The 18,160-nt window shown below is 60.1% G+C and carries 15 protein-coding genes; 10 read left to right on the top strand and 5 right to left on the bottom strand.

Features of this window, described 5'->3' with window-relative positions; translation table 11 throughout:
• Nucleotides 1-22: 22 nt before the first annotated feature.
• Complete coding sequence (locus AB4O36_RS12345; RefSeq protein ID WP_460125519.1) at nucleotides 23-274, bottom strand: hypothetical protein; 252 nt, start codon at nucleotides 272-274, stop codon at nucleotides 23-25.
• 175 nt (nucleotides 275-449) lie between these two features.
• On the opposite strand from AB4O36_RS12345, the gene AB4O36_RS12340 reads away from it, so the two are divergent.
• Nucleotides 450-1,007 carry an NADPH-dependent FMN reductase gene (locus tag AB4O36_RS12340; protein ID WP_460125517.1) on the top strand — a complete coding sequence of 186 codons (558 nt, stop codon included), beginning with the start codon at nucleotides 450-452 and terminating at the stop codon, nucleotides 1,005-1,007.
• Nucleotides 1,008-1,076: 69 nt separating this feature from the next.
• Entirely contained in the window at nucleotides 1,077-2,360 is a 1,284-nt protein-coding gene (locus AB4O36_RS12335) for an arsenic transporter (RefSeq protein WP_460141898.1), read from the top strand.
• Nucleotides 2,361-2,459: 99 nt separating this feature from the next.
• Here AB4O36_RS12335 and AB4O36_RS12330 read toward each other — a convergent pair whose 3' ends face one another.
• The gene (locus tag AB4O36_RS12330) at nucleotides 2,460-3,395 is read right to left on the bottom strand and encodes an IS110 family transposase (protein WP_460121494.1); all 936 of its coding nucleotides are present in this window, start codon (nucleotides 3,393-3,395) and stop codon (nucleotides 2,460-2,462) included.
• A 307-nt stretch (nucleotides 3,396-3,702) separates the two neighbouring features.
• Nucleotides 3,703-4,653 carry a DUF1853 family protein gene (locus tag AB4O36_RS12325; RefSeq protein WP_460141897.1) on the bottom strand — a complete coding sequence of 317 codons (951 nt, stop codon included), beginning with the start codon at nucleotides 4,651-4,653 and terminating at the stop codon, nucleotides 3,703-3,705.
• 137 nt (nucleotides 4,654-4,790) lie between these two features.
• Between AB4O36_RS12325 and AB4O36_RS12320 the strand changes: the two genes are divergently transcribed.
• The 8 genes from AB4O36_RS12320 (at nucleotide 4,791) to AB4O36_RS12285 (ending at nucleotide 15,143) form a co-directional block, all read left to right on the top strand.
• Nucleotides 4,791-5,681 carry an NAD(+) kinase gene (locus AB4O36_RS12320; protein ID WP_460141896.1) on the top strand — a complete coding sequence of 297 codons (891 nt, stop codon included), beginning with the start codon at nucleotides 4,791-4,793 and terminating at the stop codon, nucleotides 5,679-5,681.
• A complete protein-coding gene (locus tag AB4O36_RS12315) occupies nucleotides 5,678-6,658 on the top strand; it encodes a metallophosphoesterase (protein WP_460126709.1) in 981 nt (326 codons plus the stop codon). Before AB4O36_RS12320 ends, AB4O36_RS12315 begins: the two co-directional genes overlap by 4 nt.
• Nucleotides 6,655-7,524, top strand: coding sequence for a rhomboid family intramembrane serine protease (locus AB4O36_RS12310; RefSeq protein WP_460125509.1), 870 nt, complete (start codon nucleotides 6,655-6,657; stop codon nucleotides 7,522-7,524). The genes AB4O36_RS12315 and AB4O36_RS12310 overlap by 4 nt, the downstream gene beginning before the upstream one ends.
• 35 nt (nucleotides 7,525-7,559) lie before the next feature.
• On the top strand, nucleotides 7,560-7,820 hold the full coding sequence (locus AB4O36_RS12305) for a YeaC family protein (protein WP_460125507.1): 261 nt from the start codon (nucleotides 7,560-7,562) through the stop codon (nucleotides 7,818-7,820).
• On the top strand, nucleotides 7,817-8,647 hold the full coding sequence (locus AB4O36_RS12300) for a DUF2797 domain-containing protein (protein ID WP_460125505.1): 831 nt from the start codon (nucleotides 7,817-7,819) through the stop codon (nucleotides 8,645-8,647). Before AB4O36_RS12305 ends, AB4O36_RS12300 begins: the two co-directional genes overlap by 4 nt.
• A gap of 10 nt (nucleotides 8,648-8,657) precedes the next feature.
• The gene (gene pepN / locus AB4O36_RS12295) at nucleotides 8,658-11,315 is read left to right on the top strand and encodes an aminopeptidase N (RefSeq protein WP_460141895.1); all 2,658 of its coding nucleotides are present in this window, start codon (nucleotides 8,658-8,660) and stop codon (nucleotides 11,313-11,315) included.
• A 374-nt stretch (nucleotides 11,316-11,689) separates the two neighbouring features.
• Complete coding sequence (locus tag AB4O36_RS12290; RefSeq protein WP_460141894.1) at nucleotides 11,690-12,742, top strand: WD40/YVTN/BNR-like repeat-containing protein; 1,053 nt, start codon at nucleotides 11,690-11,692, stop codon at nucleotides 12,740-12,742.
• Nucleotides 12,743-12,767: 25 nt separating this feature from the next.
• Complete coding sequence (locus AB4O36_RS12285) at nucleotides 12,768-15,143, top strand: efflux RND transporter permease subunit (RefSeq protein WP_460141893.1); 2,376 nt, start codon at nucleotides 12,768-12,770, stop codon at nucleotides 15,141-15,143.
• A 170-nt stretch (nucleotides 15,144-15,313) separates the two neighbouring features.
• Here AB4O36_RS12285 and AB4O36_RS12280 read toward each other — a convergent pair whose 3' ends face one another.
• Both AB4O36_RS12280 and AB4O36_RS12275 read right to left on the bottom strand, forming a co-directional pair.
• Nucleotides 15,314-16,033, bottom strand: coding sequence for a FadR/GntR family transcriptional regulator (locus AB4O36_RS12280; RefSeq protein WP_460125497.1), 720 nt, complete (start codon nucleotides 16,031-16,033; stop codon nucleotides 15,314-15,316).
• Between the two features lie 226 nt (nucleotides 16,034-16,259).
• On the bottom strand, nucleotides 16,260-17,996 hold the full coding sequence (locus tag AB4O36_RS12275; protein WP_460141892.1) for an IlvD/Edd family dehydratase: 1,737 nt from the start codon (nucleotides 17,994-17,996) through the stop codon (nucleotides 16,260-16,262).
• Nucleotides 17,997-18,160 lie beyond the last annotated feature (164 nt).

Genomic DNA, 18,160 nt, shown 5'->3' with positions numbered 1-18,160 from the left:
GACTTCTGCTCATAACGCACGGTTATGAAGCAACGTTGGTTTCCGCCAGGCTCGTTACGAAGGTTTCGGGTTCGCGCACGAGGGTAATGTCCGACTGCACCAGCAGAAACTGATTATCATCGAGCTTCTTGACGCGGTCGCCGATGGCCAGTTTGTAGATGGTGACAGGGGTGAGGCCGTCTGCCGAAGGGTTTGATTCCTGGTACTCATGCACTGAATAAACACGGCCTTCCGCGTCTCGTGCATGGAACTGACCGACAAGTACTTCTGCCATCTGCTTAGAACCTCTGGGGATAAATCACTCAATTTGCGGCTCAGTAGACCGTGGTTGGGCGAAGTAAGTTTTCCTACGAGAAAAAAATAGTCAGGGGCGGTTTTTTCAGTCGCTTTCTGTAGGATTCGTCATCTATAACTACTAACTCTTTCAATCGGACAGTCGAGAATCTTCCATGAGCAACGTGTACCAGATTGCTGTTGTGGTCGGCAGCTTGAGAAAGGAATCGATCAATCGCAAGGTCGCATTGGCCTTGGCTGAACTGGCGCCCGCACATCTCAAGCTGAACATCGTCGAAATTGGCGATCTGCCGCTGTACAACGAAGACATCGATGTGTCGCCGCCGGCAGCCTACAGCACTTTCCGCCAGCAAGTGGCGTCATCCGACGCGCTGCTGTTTGTCACCCCGGAATACAACCGTTCAGTTCCAGCGCCGTTGAAGAACGCAATCGACGTGGGTTCCCGCCCGTACGGCCAAAGTGCCTGGAGCGGCAAGCCGGGGGCGATTATCAGTGTTTCGCCGGGGGCGATTGGCGGTTTTGGCGCGAACCACCACCTGCGCCAATCGTTGGTGTTTCTTGATGTGCCATGCATGCAGCAGCCGGAAGCCTATCTCGGCGGCGCCGGGTCGGCATTCGATGAGGCCGGCAAGCTCTCCGAGTCGGTGAAACCGTTCCTGCAGAACTTCATCAACGCCTATGCCAAGTGGGTCGAACAACACAAGAAGGCCTGACCCCAGCGTTGCTACAAAGGCGCGGGTTGTTACAGAATCTGCGCCTTTGTTCCTCTCAGGCAGTATTCCATGCTCACGGCGTCACTGATTTTCCTGCTGACCATTACCTTGGTGATATGGCAGCCCAAAGGCCTGGGCGTCGGTTGGAGCGCGATGCTGGGCGCTGTGCTGGCCCTGATTTTCGGCGTGGTGCACCTCAGTGACATCCCGTTGGTGTGGCAGATCATCTGGAATGCCACCGGGACTTTCGTTGCCCTGATCATCATCAGCCTGTTGCTGGATGAGGCCGGGTTCTTCGCCTGGGCGGCGCTGCACGTCGCGCGATGGGGGCATGGCAATGGCCGCAAGCTGTTTGCCTGGATGGTGCTGTTGGGGGCGCTGGTCTCGGCGCTGTTCGCCAATGACGGCGCGGCGCTGATTCTTACGCCGATCGTCATCTCCATGCTGTTGGCCTTGCGCTTTTCCCCGGCGGCCACCCTGGCCTTTGTGATGGGCGCAGGGTTCATCGCTGATACCGCGAGCCTGCCGCTGGTGGTGTCGAACCTGGTCAATATCGTGTCCGCCGACTACTTCAACATCGGTTTCAATCGTTATGCGGCGGTCATGATCCCGGTCAACCTGGTCAGTGTCGCCGCAACGCTGATGGTGCTGATGTGGTTTTTCCGGCGTGACATCCCAAGCAGTTACGACCCCGAGCAACTGGAACATCCAGCCACCGCGATTCACGACAAGGCGACGTTTTTTGCCGGATGGGCCGTGTTGGTGATCTTGCTGGCGGGCTGTTTTGCCCTGGAACCCCTGGGCATTCCCATCAGCGCCATCTCGGCGGTCTGTGCGGCGTTGCTGCTGGCCATCGCGGCCAGGGGACACAAGATCTCCACGCGCAAGGTCATGAAAGAAGCACCGTGGCAGATCGTGATTTTTTCCCTGGGCATGTACCTGGTGGTCTACGGCCTGCGTAACGCGGGGCTTACCGGGTATCTGGCGGGTTGGCTGGACGGTTTTGCCACCTATGGCGTCTGGGGCGCGGCGTTGGGCACCGGTCTGCTGACGGCGTTGTTGTCGTCGATCATGAACAATCTTCCCACGGTGCTGATTGGCCTGCTGTCGATCGATGCCAGCCAGGCGACGGGGGTGGTCAAGGAAGCGATGATCTACGCCAACGTGATTGGTAGCGACCTGGGGCCAAAAATCACCCCGATTGGTAGTCTGGCGACCTTGCTGTGGCTGCATGTGTTGCAGCGCAAGAACATTCGCATCGGCTGGGGTTATTACTTCAAGGTCGGGATCGTGTTGACGCTGCCGGTGTTGCTGGTGACGTTGGTGGCGCTGGCTGTGCGTTTGAGCTTTTGAATCGGGTTGGCCCTATCGCGAGCAGGCTCGCTCCCACAGTAAATCCGGTGAAAACAGCTCCTTGTGGGAGATTCTATGTTGCCCGACAAGTTTGAATTCTCAAGCTGACAGGTATTCGCTCTGATTTTTCATCAGGGCGAATGCCACTCGGCAGAGCTTTCGGGCCAAAGCTACCAAGGCCTGGGTTTTCGAGAAGCCTCTGACCAGATATGCCTCGTAAAACGGCTTCCATTTGGCCGAGCGACACGCCGCCATTGCCGCGTTGTAAGCCAAACGACGCACCTCCGGATCCCCTTTTTTGGTCAGGGATCGCAGCCCATTTTTCTTGCCGGAGTCATCGACCGCCAAGTCCATCCCTAGAAACGCGATGAATGCATCGCCGTTCGCAAAATCTCCCCGTATATAGGTCGCCGCCAACCCCGTTGCAGTTAGCTCTCCAACGCCTTCTATGGCTTTGCAGCGCTCGATATTTTCCTCAATTCCTGCCTCCTTACTGACCTTGCGCAGCAGTTTCTGGATAGCCTGATCTGCCTGCTTGAATGCCTTCTGTTGAGCGGTTTGTAGCTTTTTCAACAGAGGTTCACTGGTCCAACTCAACATCAGCCCAGTATGGTTCTTGATCAGCGTTGCCCGCCTGTGAAGAAGGCTCTTCAGTGTGCTGTAGGCTTTGGGCGGCGGGGTCCAGATCCGCAATTTGCTTTGTTCGCTCTCCAGGTAACGCGCCAGCAAGCGTGCATCGCAGGGATCATTCTTGGCTCTTTGACCGACTCCACGGCGGTAATGGCTCACACGATAAGCATCCACTACGTAGACCTGGTGGCCCATTTCGTGAGCCAGCTCGACCGTGTCCAAGTGGTAAATGTTGGTGGCTTCAAGTGCTATGGCACTTTGAGCTGGCAGCGTTTTAAGCCAACGTTTGAGGGCTGCTCGCTCGTTTTTAATGGATTCAAGGGTTTGCTGATCAGCGCGGTAGACAACGATCTCGGCCTTGGCGACATCGATACCGACAACCGTTTGCGAAGTAAGGATTGTCATAACAAATCCTCGGAGCTAGGGTTTAGGTGCTTGTTGGGGTCTACCGTTGCGCTGGCTTGTCTCTATCGTCGGTTAACCGATGAATTCCTTATCGGCGCTTTGGGTAGAAGGGGTGGGAGGAGAAGTCTCCCACGGTCTGTACTGGTCAGAGTCAGAATCGAGTCTGTAGTCCCACCCCACCCCTTCAAGTCTAAACATACAAGCGAGCCTGCTCGCGATGGTCGTCAACGATGACGCGGGACGCCTGAATGCCCGCGGTGGCTGGGCTACCATCGCGAGCAAGCTCGCTCCTACAGGGGGGCGCAAGCTAGCTGATTCCAGGCACATTCGGCCAAAGATCCGCCACCAGGAACAAACGCTCCGCTTCCTCCCAGTCACCGTCTCCATTTTCCACCAGCCGCACCAGCAACTGCGCCGGAGCCAACGGTTCCAGTTCGCTGAGCCACGCTTGAAGTTGTTCGGCATTCCACGTCTGCTCCGCCGGATAATGTGCCGGCGCCAGCCAGGCGTGGCGGGGCAGGGGCTGCCATCGACCGATCGGGCGCCGGGCGGAAAACTCGGGCCAGTCTTTCTGATGCAACCAGCGGCCACGCAAGTGTTGAGAATGGGCGCCAACCGGTGAGTAGGACTGCCCCGGCCACGGATACAGCAGGTAACCCCCGAGCCACAAATGGGAGCTGAACTCACCAATACCCAGCGCCGCCAGCACTTCTCGGCTCTCGGGGCGGTTTGCAATCGGCAGTTGATGCTGGCTCAGGTGCGTCAGCTTGCGGTCCAGTCGGTCATGGCAGCCGGGGCCGAGCCAGCGCGCCGGGTCGTGTCCGTTGCCATCCTGGGGGCCGAGGTAAAGCTTGATTGCCAATTCCAGGTGATGCACACCGTCGCCGTCACGCAGCAGCATGTCCAGCTCGCCCAGTGTGTGACCTTCACGGCGGATCGGCAGGTTGGCGGCAATCAGTTCGATGCCGGGCGCGTGGCGCACCGCGTACTGCCACAGGCGTTCGTAGTACAAACCCAGGCGTCGGGTGCGGGCCTGGGCGAGCCAATGCAGCAAGTCATAGCTGTCGCGATCCAGTTGCCGCAGCCAGGCCTCCAGGCGTTCCGGTGCCTGCACCCAGTCACTGCCGGCCAGCGGATGGCGTTGCGGCCATGGCGTGACTTCGAGCATCGGCGGCGTGAGGATGACCCAGGCCAGGTCACGCACCTCGGGGTGGCGCAACTGATGGGGCAACGACAACAGGTCGGGAAATAGGATCATCTTGCGAGCATAGCCTTAAACATGAGTACACCCTTGTCGCTGAAAGGATTTTGTCTATCCCGCGCTTTCGCCCATAATCGTGTTTTTAGTCGTCGCAGGCCCCCGCGTCCCTGCCCCCGTGTCGCTATAGGAGCCCCATGGAGCAATTTCGTAATATCGGCATCATCGGTCGCCTGGGCAGTTCCCAGGTGCTGGATACCGTCCGCCGACTGAAACGGTTTCTGCTCGATCGTCACATGCATGTGATCCTCGAAGACACCATTGCCGAAGTGCTGCCGGGTCATGGCCTGCAAACCTCGTCACGCAAGATGCTCGGTGAAGTGTGTGACATGGTGATTGTGGTTGGCGGTGATGGCAGCTTGCTCGGCGCCGCGCGCGCACTGGCCAAGCACAATATCCCGGTGCTGGGCATCAACCGCGGCAGCCTGGGTTTTCTCACCGATATCCGCCCCGACGAACTCGAAGTGAAAGTCGCCGAGGTGCTCGACGGCCATTATCTGGTGGAAAACCGCTTCCTGCTGCAAGCCGAAGTCCGGCGTCACGCCGAGGCCATCGGCCAGGGCGATGCCTTGAACGACGTGGTGCTGCACCCCGGCAAATCGACACGCATGATCGAGTTCGAGCTGTACATCGACGGCCAGTTCGTGTGCAGCCAGAAGGCCGACGGCCTGATCGTCTCGACGCCAACCGGTTCGACCGCTTACGCGCTGTCGGCGGGTGGACCGATCATGCATCCCAAGCTCGACGCTATTGTGATTGTGCCCATGTACCCCCATACCTTGTCGGGTAGGCCGATCGTGGTCGATGGCAACAGTGAGCTGAAAATCGTCGTGTCCAAGGATATGCAAATCTACCCGCAGGTTTCCTGCGATGGGCAGAACCACTTCACCTGCGCACCGGGTGACACCATCACCGTGAGCAAGAAAGCACAGAAGCTGCGGCTGATTCACCCGCTCGACCACAACTACTATGAAGTCTGCCGGACCAAGCTCGGCTGGGGCAGCAAGTTGGGTGGTGGAGGCGACTGATGCTCGATCCCGCGCGAAGTTATGACCTGATCGGTGATGTACATGGTTGCGCGTTGACCCTTGAACATCTGCTCGATCAGTTGGGTTATCACAAACAGGGTGGCGTCTGGCGGCACGCCTCGCGCATGGCGGTGTTCGTCGGCGACATCATCGACCGCGGTCCACGGATTCGCGAGGCGCTGCATATCGTCCACGACATGGTGGAGGCCGGCCAGGCGCTGTGCATCATGGGCAACCATGAGTTCAACGCCCTGGGCTGGAGCACGCCGGCGCCGCCGGGCAGCGGCAAGCAATTCGTACGCGAACATACGCCACGCCACGCGCGCCTGTTGGGCGAGACCTTGACGCAGTTCGAAAACCACCCGGCGGACTGGCATGACTTCCAGCAATGGTTCTATGAGTTGCCACTGTTCGTCGACGCCGGGCGTTTTCGTGTGGTGCACGCTTGCTGGGACGCGGGCCTGATCGAACCGCTGCGCGCGCTGTTTCCCGATGGTCGTGTCGATGAACACTTTCTCCAGGCATCCGGCATGCCCGGCAGCTTCGCCTGCACCGTATTCGACCGCCTGTTGCGCGGCACCGATATGCGCCTGCCCGGGGGCCAGACCATGACCAGCGGTGACGGCCTGACCCGGTCGTTCTTCCGCACCAAATTCTGGGAAGAGGAAAACGACCCGCAAACCTATGGCGACATCGTCTTCCAGCCTGATGCCTTGCCGGAACCGGTGGCCCGTACGCCGCTGACCTCCAGCGAAAAGAACACGTTGCTGCGTTATGGTGCCGACGAGCCATTGTTGTTCGTGGGCCATTATTGGCGCAGCGGCAAGCCGGCACCGATCCGGCCCAACCTGGCGTGCCTGGACTACAGCGCGGTGCTCTACGGCAAACTGGTGGCCTATCGCTTGGATCAGGAAACCCGCCTGGACCCGCACAAGTTCGTCTGGGTCGATGTCGAAAGACCCGAGGCCTTGCGATGAGCGCCGTGGCCGTATTACGCCTGCCGCTGGCGGTGGACCTGAGCGGGTTCGTCAAATTGCTCGAGCGCATGCAGGTGCCACACCGGGTCAGCGAAGAGCAGGGCGAGCAGGTGCTGTGGGTGCCGGCCAGCCTCAGCGACGACGTGCGTGTGCTGTACGAGCGCTACCCGGGCGGTGATCCCGAACAGAAACTCGATATCCCAGAGGCCAAAACCCAACACCGACCAGGGTTTGTCGAGCAACTGCGCCATGCCAGGGCCACGGCGCTGGTGTTGTTGCTGACGCTGGTCGTCGGCGCGGTGACATTGCTGGGGGAAAACCTCGAGTCGATGCGCTGGCTGACGTTCCTTGATTTCCGCGTTGTCGGCGAGTACATCCATTTCACCCCGTTGGCCGATAGCCTGGAAGCGGGGCAGTGGTGGCGCCTGGTGACGCCGATGCTGATCCACTTTGGCTTCCTGCACCTGGCCATGAACGGCATGTGGTACTGGGAGTTGGGGCGGCGCATTGAGTCGCGCCAGGGCAGCATCAACCTGATCGGCCTGACGCTGCTGTTCGCCGTGGTGTCCAACTATGCCCAGTTCGTTTTCAGCGGCCCGACCCTGTTCGGTGGGTTGTCGGGTGTGCTCTATGGCCTGCTCGGGCATTGCTGGATTTTCCAGTTGCTGTCGCCGAACCGCGCCTACCGCCTGCCTCGCGGCGTATTGGTCATGATGCTGGTGTGGCTGTTGTTGTGCCTTTCGGGGCTGGTCTCGTTGATCGGCTTCGGTGAAATCGCCAATGCCGCCCACGTCGGTGGGCTGCTCGTCGGATGTTTGACCGGTTTGTTGGGCGGTTTGTACAACCGCCGTAAACTGGCTGCCTAGAACCTTTTATGTGAATCATGGAGTGCGCAGAACCAATGTCCTCTTTCAATGAAATGATCAACAACATCACCCCGGACATTTACCAGAGCCTGAAAACGGCAGTTGAAATCGGTAAGTGGTCCGACGGTGGCAAGCTCACCGCCGAACAGCGCGAACTGTCGCTGCAGGCGATGATCGCCTGGGAAATCCAGAACCTGCCCGAAGACCAGCACACGGGTTACATGGGCACCCAGGAATGTGGTTCCAAGTCGATTGAAGTGCCCAACATCCTGTTCAAGTCGGATGCTGTCCATTGATCGAGATTGGCCGCGGTGCAATCAGCAAGATGTCGGCACGCCTCGAAGGTGCCGACGTGCAATACGCGTTTCGCCTGGGTGAGATCGAGGTGCCGGTCAATCCGTTGATCGGCAGCACGGTTCGCCTGGAGTACCTGGGGGCGATCTTCTGCTCCCATTGCGGGCGCAAGACCAAAACCAGTTTCAGCCAGGGTTACTGCTATCCGTGCATGACCAAGCTGGCGCAGTGCGACCTGTGCATCATGAGCCCGGAGCGCTGCCATTACGACGCCGGTACTTGTCGTGAACCGGAGTGGGGCGAGAAGTTCTGCATGACCGATCACATTGTGTATCTGTCCAACTCGTCCGGGGTGAAAGTCGGGATCACCCGCGCCACCCAACTGCCGACCCGCTGGATCGACCAGGGCGCCCGACAGGCGTTGCCGATCATGCGCGTCGCGACCCGTCAGCAATCGGGTTTCGTCGAAGACCTGCTGCGCGGTCAGGTGGCGGACAAGACCAACTGGCGTGCTTTACTCAAGGGCGAGGCGGCGCCAGTAGACCTGGCCGCGATCCGCGACCAACTCTTTGAAAGCTGCGCCGACGGTTTGCAGGCCTTGCAGGAACGATTCGGTCTGCAGGCGATCCAGACCATTGCCGATGTGGAGCCGCTGGAGATCCGTTTTCCGGTCGAGCAGTATCCGGCGAAGATCGTCAGCTTCAACCTGGACAAGCACCCGATTGCCGAAGGCACGCTGCTGGGAATCAAGGGCCAATACCTGATTTTCGACACTGGCGTGATCAATATTCGTAAGTACACGGCTTATCAGCTCGCCGTGCATCAGTAAGGACTCCAGCATGCGCACCGAACAACCGAAGATGATCTACCTGAAGGACTATCAGGCACCCGAGTACCTGATCGACGAGACGCACCTGACCTTCGAGTTGTTCGAGGACCACAGCCTGGTCCACGCGCAACTGGTGATGCGCCGCAACCCCGAGCGTGGCCCGGGCCTGCCGCCGCTGGTGCTCGATGGCCAACAGCTTGAACTGCTGTCGGTGAGCCTGGCCGACAAGGCGTTGAGCGCAGCCGACTACCAGTTGACGGAAAACCACCTGACTCTGCAGCCGACCAGCGCGACGTTCACCGTCGACACCAGCGTCAAGATTCATCCGGAAACCAACACCGCACTGGAAGGCCTGTACAAGTCCGGGACGATGTTCTGCACCCAGTGCGAAGCCGAAGGTTTCCGCAAGATCACCTACTACCTCGACCGTCCGGATGTGATGAGCAAGTTCACCACCACCGTGGTCGCCGAGCAGCACAGCTATCCGGTATTGCTGTCCAACGGCAACCCGATTGCCAGCGGTCCGGGGGAAGACGGTCGCCACTGGGCGACCTGGGAAGACCCGTTCATGAAGCCCGCGTACCTGTTTGCGCTGGTGGCCGGTGACTTGTGGTGTGTCGAAGACACTTTCACCACCATGACAGAGCGCACCGTGGCGCTGCGCATCTACGTCGAGCCGGAAAACATCGACAAGTGCCAGCACGCGATGAACAGCCTGAAGAAGTCCATGCGCTGGGACGAAGAGGTGTACGGTCGCGAGTACGATCTGGACATCTTCATGATCGTGGCGGTCAACGACTTCAACATGGGCGCGATGGAGAACAAGGGGCTCAACATCTTCAACTCCAGTGCGGTGCTGGCCCGCGCCGAAACGGCGACCGACGCTGCGCACCAGCGTGTCGAAGCGATCGTCGCCCACGAGTACTTCCACAACTGGTCGGGCAACCGCGTGACCTGCCGCGACTGGTTCCAGTTGTCGCTCAAGGAAGGCTTTACCGTATTCCGCGATTCCGGCTTCTCCGCCGACATGAACTCGGCCACGGTCAAACGAATCCAGGACGTGGCGTACCTGCGTACCCACCAGTTCGCCGAGGACGCCGGTCCCATGGCTCATGCGGTGCGCCCGGACAGCTTCATCGAAATCTCCAACTTCTACACCCTGACCGTGTACGAAAAGGGTTCGGAAGTGGTCGGCATGATCCGCACCCTGTTGGGCGCTGAAGGTTTCCGCAAGGGCAGCGACCTGTACTTCGAACGTCATGACGGCCAGGCCGTGACCTGCGACGACTTCATCAAGGCCATGGAAGATGCCAACGGTGTCGACCTGACCCAATTCAAGCGCTGGTACAGCCTGGCCGGTACGCCACGACTGGCGGTCAGCGAGTCCTATGACGCCGCGGCTAAAACCTACAGCCTGACGTTCCGCCAAAGCTGCCCGGCCACCCCGGACAAGGTTGAAAAACTGCCTTTCGTGATTCCGGTGGAGCTGGGCCTGCTGGATTCCAAAGGCTCGGCGATTGCCTTGCGCCTGGCCGGCGAGGCCAGCGCCCAGGGGACCTCCAGGGTGATTTCGGTGACCGAAGCCGAGCAGACTTTCACCTTTGTGGACATTGCCGAACAACCGCTGCCTTCGTTGCTGCGCGGTTTTTCCGCGCCGGTAAAACTGAGCTTCCCGTACAACCGCGATCAGTTGATGTTCCTGATGCAGCACGACAGCGACGGCTTCAATCGCTGGGATGCCGGCCAGCAACTGGCGGTCCAGGTGCTGCAGGAACTGATTGCGCAGCAGCAGAAGGGCGAGAAGCTGGTGCTCGACCAGCGTCTGGTGTCGGCGCTGCGCACGGTGCTATCGGATGAGACGCTGGACCAGGCGATGGTCGCCGAGATGCTTGCCTTGCCGGGCGAGGCCTACCTGACCGAAATCAGCGAAGTGGCCGATGTCGACGCTATCCATACCGCCCGCGAATTTGCCCGCAAGCAATTGGCCGAAGGCCTGTTCGAAGCCTTGTGGCTGCGTTACCAGGCCAATCGTGACCTGTCCAAACAGACGCCGTACATCGCCGAGGCCGAGCACTTTGCCCGTCGTGCGTTGCAAAACATCGCGCTGTCGTACCTGATGCTCAGCGGCAAACCCGAAGTGCTGGCCGCCACGCTTGAGCAATTCGAAAGCAGCGACAACATGACCGAGCGCCTGACGGCCCTGGCCGTGCTGGTCAACTCGCCGTATGAAGAAGACAAGGCCAAGGCACTGGCGGCGTTCGCCGATCACTTCAAGGACAACCCGCTGGTCATGGACCAGTGGTTCAGTGTCCAGGCCGGCAGCACGTTGCCGGGCGGGCTGGCGCGGGTCAAGGCGTTGATGCAGCATCCGGCGTTCAACCTCAAGAACCCAAACAAGGTGCGGGCCCTGATCGGTGCGTTCGCCGGGCAGAACCTGATCAACTTCCATGCGGCCGATGGTTCGGGTTATCGCTTCCTGGCCGATCTGGTGATCGAACTGAACGGCTTCAACCCGCAGATCGCTTCGCGCCAACTGGCGCCCTTGACGCGCTGGCGCAAGTACGACGACGCGCGCCAGGCGTTGATGAAAGGCGAACTGGAACGCATCCGCGCGTCTGGGCAGTTGTCCAGCGATGTATATGAAGTGGTGAGCAAGAGCCTGGCGTAAGCCAGGCTCTCACTGCCCTGCGCCCCCCTGTAGGAGCGAGCTTGCTCGCGATGGTCGTTAACGATGACGCTGGGCAGTCTGGAGGCCTGCGGTGTCTGGGCTACCATCGCGAGCAAGCTCGCTCCTACAGGGGACGGTGTCTCAGCGTAACGGTCCAATCACCCCACCTGATACCCCATCATTCACCCTCCCTCCCAATACCGCCGGGTTAACAAAAGATAACGTGGCGTCGATTGTCAGACCTTTCCAAACCCCGATAGGATAAGCCAGCTTCCGAAGGGGCTCTGGATTGCGGGTTTCAGGACTATGCTCCTGTTTATCCGAGCGCTGTGAGTACCCTTGCGCGACCTAACAATAATAATGGGGGAAGGTCTATGAGTGAGCCTGTCATGGGTGTGGGTACCTGCCGCCCGCTGGCGCTGCGCAAAGTCGCGCAGTTGGCCACTGCGCTCTCGCTGCTGGGTTGTGCCGTGTGGTCGGCACCGTCGCTGGCTGCCGCGACGCCGGCGTCCGAAGCTGTCTATTCCGTTGAGTCGGCCAAGGCCAGCAAAAACCTGATGCTCGATGTCGTGCACGCCGGCAAACGTCTGGTTGCCGTCGGCGATCGCGGGCACATCCTGTATTCCGATGACCAGGGTGCGACCTGGATCCAGGCCAAGGTACCAACCCGCCAACTGCTCACTTCTGTCTATTTCGTCGACGATCAGCACGGCTGGGCCGTCGGCCATGACGCGCAGATCCTCGCCAGTGAGGACGGTGGCGTCACCTGGACCAAACAATTCGAAGACCTCACCCGTGAATCGCCATTGCTCGACGTCTGGTTCCAGGACGCCAACAGCGGCTTTGCCGTAGGCGCCTACGGTAATCTGATGGCCACCACCGACGGCGGCAAACACTGGGAAGACGCCAGCGACCGCCTGGACAACGAAGACCAGTACCACCTCAACGCCATCGCCGCCGTCAAGGACGCCGGGCTGTTCATCGTTGGCGAGCAGGGCAGCATGTTCCGCTCCGCCGACTGGGGCCAGACCTGGGAAAAGCTCGAAGGCCCGTACGAAGGCTCGCTGTTCGGGGTGATCGGCACCGCCCAATCCAACACGCTGCTGGCCTACGGCCTGCGGGGCAACCTGTTCCGTTCCACCGATTTTGGCAGCACCTGGGAGCCGGTCGAGCTCAAGGCCGCACGCGGCGCACTGGAGTTTGGCCTGTCTGGCGCTACGCTGCTCGATGACGGTTCCATCGTGATCGTGGGCAACGGTGGCAGCGTGGTGCGCAGCAATGACGACGGCGAAACCTTCAGCGTATTCAACCGCCCTGACCGTATTTCGGTGTCGGCGGTGACCGCAGCAGGCAACGGCAATCTGATTCTGGCAGGACAGGGCGGCGTTCGCGCTACTTCGCCAACCGGCGCAGAGCTGGGCAAATAATAAGAAGGGCGGAGCTATGACATCCATGACAAGTCATCACCAGGACAAGGCGACGTTTCTTGAACGCCTGATTTTCAACAACCGCCCGGCAGTGATCACCATCTGCCTGCTGGTCAGTATTTTCCTGTTCTGGCAGGCGACGCTGATCCGACCTTCCACCAGTTTCGAAAAGATGATCCCGCTGGAGCATCCCTTCATCCAGAAGATGATGGAGCACCGCAACGACCTGGCGAACCTGGGCAACACCGTGCGCATTTCGGTGGAAGCCACCGACGGTGACATCTTCTCCAAGGAATACATGGAGACCCTGCGCCAGATCAATGACGAGGTGTTCTACATCTCCGGCGTCGATCGCTCCGGCCTCAAGTCGCTGTGGAGCCCGAGCGTACGCTGGACCGAGGTTACGGAGGAGGGCTTCGCCGGGGGTGAAGTGATCCCGCAGAGCTACAACGGCTCCCAGCAAAGCCTCGACCTGCTGCGCAACAACGTGCTCAAGTCCGGGCAGATCGGGCGTCTGGTGGCCAACGACTTCAAGTCGAGCATCGTCGACATTCCGTTGCTGGAGTCCTATCCGGACCCGCAGGACCAAGGCAAGTTGCTGGCGCTGGACTACCGCAAGTTCTCCCATGACCTTGAGGAAAAGATCCGCGACAAGTTCGAAAAGCAGAACCCCAACGTCAAGATCCACATCGTCGGTTTCGCCAAGAAGGTCGGCGACCTGATTGATGGCCTGGTGATGGTGGTGTTGTTCTTCGGTATCGCCTTTGTCATCACCCTGATCCTGTTGCTGTGGTTCACCAACTGCCTGCGCAGTACGGTGGCGGTACTCAGCACGACGCTGGTGGCGGTGATCTGGCAACTGGGCCTGATGCACTTCTTCGGGTTTGGTCTCGATCCGTATTCGATGCTGGTGCCGTTCCTGATCTTTGCCATCGGTATTTCCCACGGCGTACAGAAGATCAACGGTATTGCCCTGCAATCCAGCGAGGCCGATAACGCGCTGACCGCCGCACGACGCACCTTCCGCCAGTTGTTCCTGCCGGGGATGATTGCGATCCTCGCGGACGCCGTGGGCTTCATCACGCTGCTGATCATCGATATTGGCGTGATCCGGGAACTGGCCATCGGCGCGTCGATTGGTGTGGCGGTGATCGTGTTCACCAACCTGATCCTGCTGCCGGTGGCGATTTCCTATGTCGGCATCAGCAAGCGGGCGGTCGAGCGCAGCAAGAAAGACGCGCACCGTGAACACCCGTTCTGGCGCCTGCTGTCGAGTTTTGCCAGCTCGAAAGTCGCACCGGTGTCGATCGTCCTGGCGTTGCTGGCCTTCGGTGGCGGCCTCTGGTACAGCCAGAACCTGAAAATCGGTGACCTCGACCAGGGTGCCCCGGAACTGCGTCCGGACTCACGCTACAACAAGGACAACAACTTCATCATCAACAACTACTCCACTAGTTCCGACGTGCTGGTGGTGATGGTCAAGACCAAGTCCGAAGGCTGCTCGCGTTATGAAGCCATGGCGCCGATCGACGAATTGATGTGGAAGATGCAGAACACCGAGGGCGTGCAGTCGGCGATTTCCCTGGTGACCGTGTCCAAGCAGATGATCAAGGGCATGAACGAGGGCAACCTGAAATGGGAAACCCTGTCGCGCAACCCCGACGTGCTGAACAACTCCATCGCGCGTGCCGACGGCCTGTACAACAACAGTTGCTCCCTGGCGCCAGTGCTGGTGTTCCTCAACGACCACAAGGCAGAGACCCTCGACCGTGCAGTCCATGCAGTGCAGGCGTTCGCCAAGGAAAACAATAAGGATGGCCTTGAGTTCATCCTCGCTGCCGGTAATGCCGGGATCGAGGCCGCCACCAACGAGGTGATCAAGAAGTCCGAGCTGACCATCCTGATCCTGGTGTACATCTGCGTGGCGGTGATGTGCATGATCACGTTCCGCTCCTGGGCGGCGACCCTGTGCATTGTGCTGCCGCTGGTGCTGACCTCGGTACTGGGTAACGCGCTGATGGCGTTCATGGGGATTGGCGTGAAGGTGGCGACGTTGCCGGTGGTGGCGCTGGGGGTGGGGATTGGCGTGGACTACGGCATCTACATCTACAGTCGTCTGGAAAGTTTCCTGCGTGCAGGTCTGCCGTTGCAAGAGGCCTACTACCAAACGCTGAAGTCCACCGGTAAGGCGGTATTGTTCACCGGCCTGTGCCTGGCCATCGGCGTGTGCACCTGGATTTTCTCGGCCATCAAGTTCCAGGCCGACATGGGGCTGATGCTGACCTTCATGCTGCTGTGGAACATGTTCGGTGCGCTCTGGCTGCTGCCAGCATTGGCGCGGTTCCTGATCAAGCCGGAGAAGCTGGCGGGGCAGAAGGGCAATTCGTTGTTTGCTCACTGAGTCTTGGCCGCAATGAAAAAGCCGCAACCTGAGGTTGCGGTTTTTTTATGCCTGAAACTCGCACCGTTTCCCCTGTAGGAGCGGGCTTGCTCGCGATGGCGGCGTGTCAGCCAATGCATGTGCCGACTGACACACCGCCATCGCGAGCAAGCTCGCTCCTACAGGGGAATTCAGGTTGGCTCTGCGCCCAGCACCACACTCAACGCACTTCTCGCATCGTCGAGCTGCACCAGCGTCGCGTGCCGTGCGCCCAGGGCATCTCGGTTCTCGATGGCCGTGAGGATTGCCTTGTGGCGCGGCAACGCCAGTTCATGCAGGTTCGGTCGTTGGTTCGAGTGCTTCAAGGCTTCGGCAATCGCCACGGCCAGCATGTTGCACAAGTTGGCCAGCAGGTCGTTGTGGGTGGCGTCGGCGATGCGGCTGTGGAAGTCCAGGTCCGGTTGCAGCAGCGCTTCCGGGGTCGGTGCGGTTTCCATGCGTTGGTATGCTTCGCCAATGGCGGCGATGTCGGCATCCGTCGCGAATTGTGCGGCGAGGGCGGCGGCGGCCGGCTCGATGATGCTGCGCACGCTGGTCAGGAGGTCGAAGAATTCATTTTGCGGACTGCTTTGCATCAGCCAGTGCAACACGTCCGGATCGAGCATGTGCCATTCCTTGCGCTGCTTGACCACGGTGCCCACCCGTGGGCGCGAATACACCAGGCCTTTGGCAACCAAGACGCGAGTGGCCTCGCGCAGCACCGGTCGGCTGACCGCGTACTCTTCGCACAAAAGCGCTTCGGCGGGCAGTTTGTCGTCCGGCAGGAAACGCCCGGAAACGATCTGCATGCCCAGTTCCTGGACGATGCGCGAATGCATGCTCTTGCGGTCGGAGGGTTTGCGGTAATCCATGGGAAACGGCGCGATCCTGAGTGCGTGGGGGTGTGGCGCATGATAACAGGCAAGACACGAACTTGAGTTAGATGCAGTACCAAATGTGGGAGCGGGCTTGCTCGCGAAAGCGGTGTGCCAGTTGATACATGAGCTGACTGACACTCCGCTTTCGCGAGCAAGTCGAATCGTCGCACCGCCGCTCCCACAGGGAAAAGCATCCCCTCGGGGAGAGGGGATGGTGGGCTTAGTGCGAGTGCCGCGGCACCTCGGCGCCCCGGCAGCCGACCAGGAAGTCGAAGTCGCAGCCCTGGTCCGCTTGCAGCACATGGTCGATGTACAGCTGGCGATAACCGCCCACCAGTAATTGCTGCGGCGGTTGCAGGTCGGCCATGCGTGAGGCCAGTTCGGCGTCCGGGATGTCCAGGTGCAGGCGGCCGGTAGCGCAATCGAGTTCGATCCAATCGCCTTCCTTCACCGCGGCCAGAGGCCCGCCAGCCGCAGCTTCCGGCGCCACGTGCAGGACAACGGTGCCGTAGGCGGTGCCGCTCATGCGGGCGTCGGAAATGCGCACCATGTCGGTCACGCCCTGGGCCAGCAGTTTGGCCGGCAGGCCCATGTTGCCGACTTCGGCCATGCCTGGGTAACCCTTGGGACCGCAGTTTTTCATGACCAGGATCGAGTTCGCATCGACGTCCAGCTCCGGATCGTTGATACGCGCCTTGTACATGTCGAAGTTCTCGAACACCACCGCACGCCCGCGATGCTGCATCAGTTCCGGGGTGGCAGCCGAAGGCTTGAGCACGGCGCCGAGGGGGGCCAGGTTACCGCGCAGCACGCAGATCCCGCCGTCGGCGCGGATCGGGTTGTCGAGGGTGCGGATCACTTCGTCCTCGCCATAGATCGGCGCGTCCTTGGTGTTTTCGCCCAGGGACTTGCCGTTGACGGTCAGGGCGTTCGGGTTAGGAATCAGGTTGGCTTCACCCAGGCGGCGCAACACCGCAGGCAGGCCGCCAGCGTAGTAGAACTCTTCCATCAGGAAGCGCCCGGACGGTTGCAGGTCGACAATGGTCGGCATGCCGCGACCGATGCGGGTCCAGTCGTCCAGATCCAGCTCGACGCCGATGCGGCCGGCGATGGCCTTGAGGTGAATCACCGCGTTGGTCGAACCGCCAATGGCAGCATTGACACGAATGGCGTTCTCAAAGGCTTCCTTGGTCAGGATCTTCGACAGGCGCAGGTCTTCCTTGACCATCTCCACGGCGCGCATGCCGGACATGTGCGCCAGTACATAGCGACGTGCATCCACCGCCGGAATCGCCGCGTTATGGGGCAGGGAAGTGCCAAGCGCTTCGGCCATGCAGGCCATGGTCGAGGCCGTGCCCATGGTATTGCAGGTGCCTGCCGAGCGGGACATGCCGCCCTCGGCCGCGAGGAAATCATCGATGGTGATGGTGCCGGCCTTGACCTGTTCGCTGAGCTGCCAGACCACGGTGCCCGAGCCGATATCCTTGCCCTTGTGCTTGCCGTTAAGCATCGGCCCGCCAGTGACCACGATGGCGGGTACGTCGCAACTGGCGGCGCCCATCAGCAGGGCCGGGGTGGTCTTGTCACAACCGGTGAGCAAGACCACGCCATCGATCGGGTTGCCGCGAATGGCTTCTTCCACGTCCATGCTCGCCAGGTTGCGGGTGAGCATGGCGGTCGGGCGCAGGTTCGATTCACCGTTGGAGAACACCGGAAATTCCACGGGGAAACCACCGGCCTCGATCACGCCGCGTTTGACGTGCTCGGCAATCTGACGGAAATGCGCGTTGCACGGGGTCAGCTCCGACCAGGTGTTGCAGATGCCGATGATTGGCTTGCCCTGGAACTGGTGGTCGGCAATGCCCTGATTCTTCATCCAGCTGCGGTACATGAAGCCGTTTTTGTCGGCCGTGCCGAACCATTGGGCGGAGCGCAGGGTGGGTTTCTTATCAGACATGATCGATTCTCTTATTGTATGACTATATTGTTCGAACTGAAGCGTACATTAAGCGCAATTTCGTCTTATTGGAAGTGTTGCTCGATTAAATAGTATTACTATATAGTCGCCTCCACTGGAGGGATTGCCCTGGCGTTTTTAGTGCGAGAGGCGTCCCCCAAGGT

It is taken from the genome of Pseudomonas sp. S2_E01, assembly GCF_054668365.1.
The sequence above is the reverse complement of the archived record's forward strand: the minus strand, read 5'-3'. Positions and strand labels throughout refer to the sequence as shown.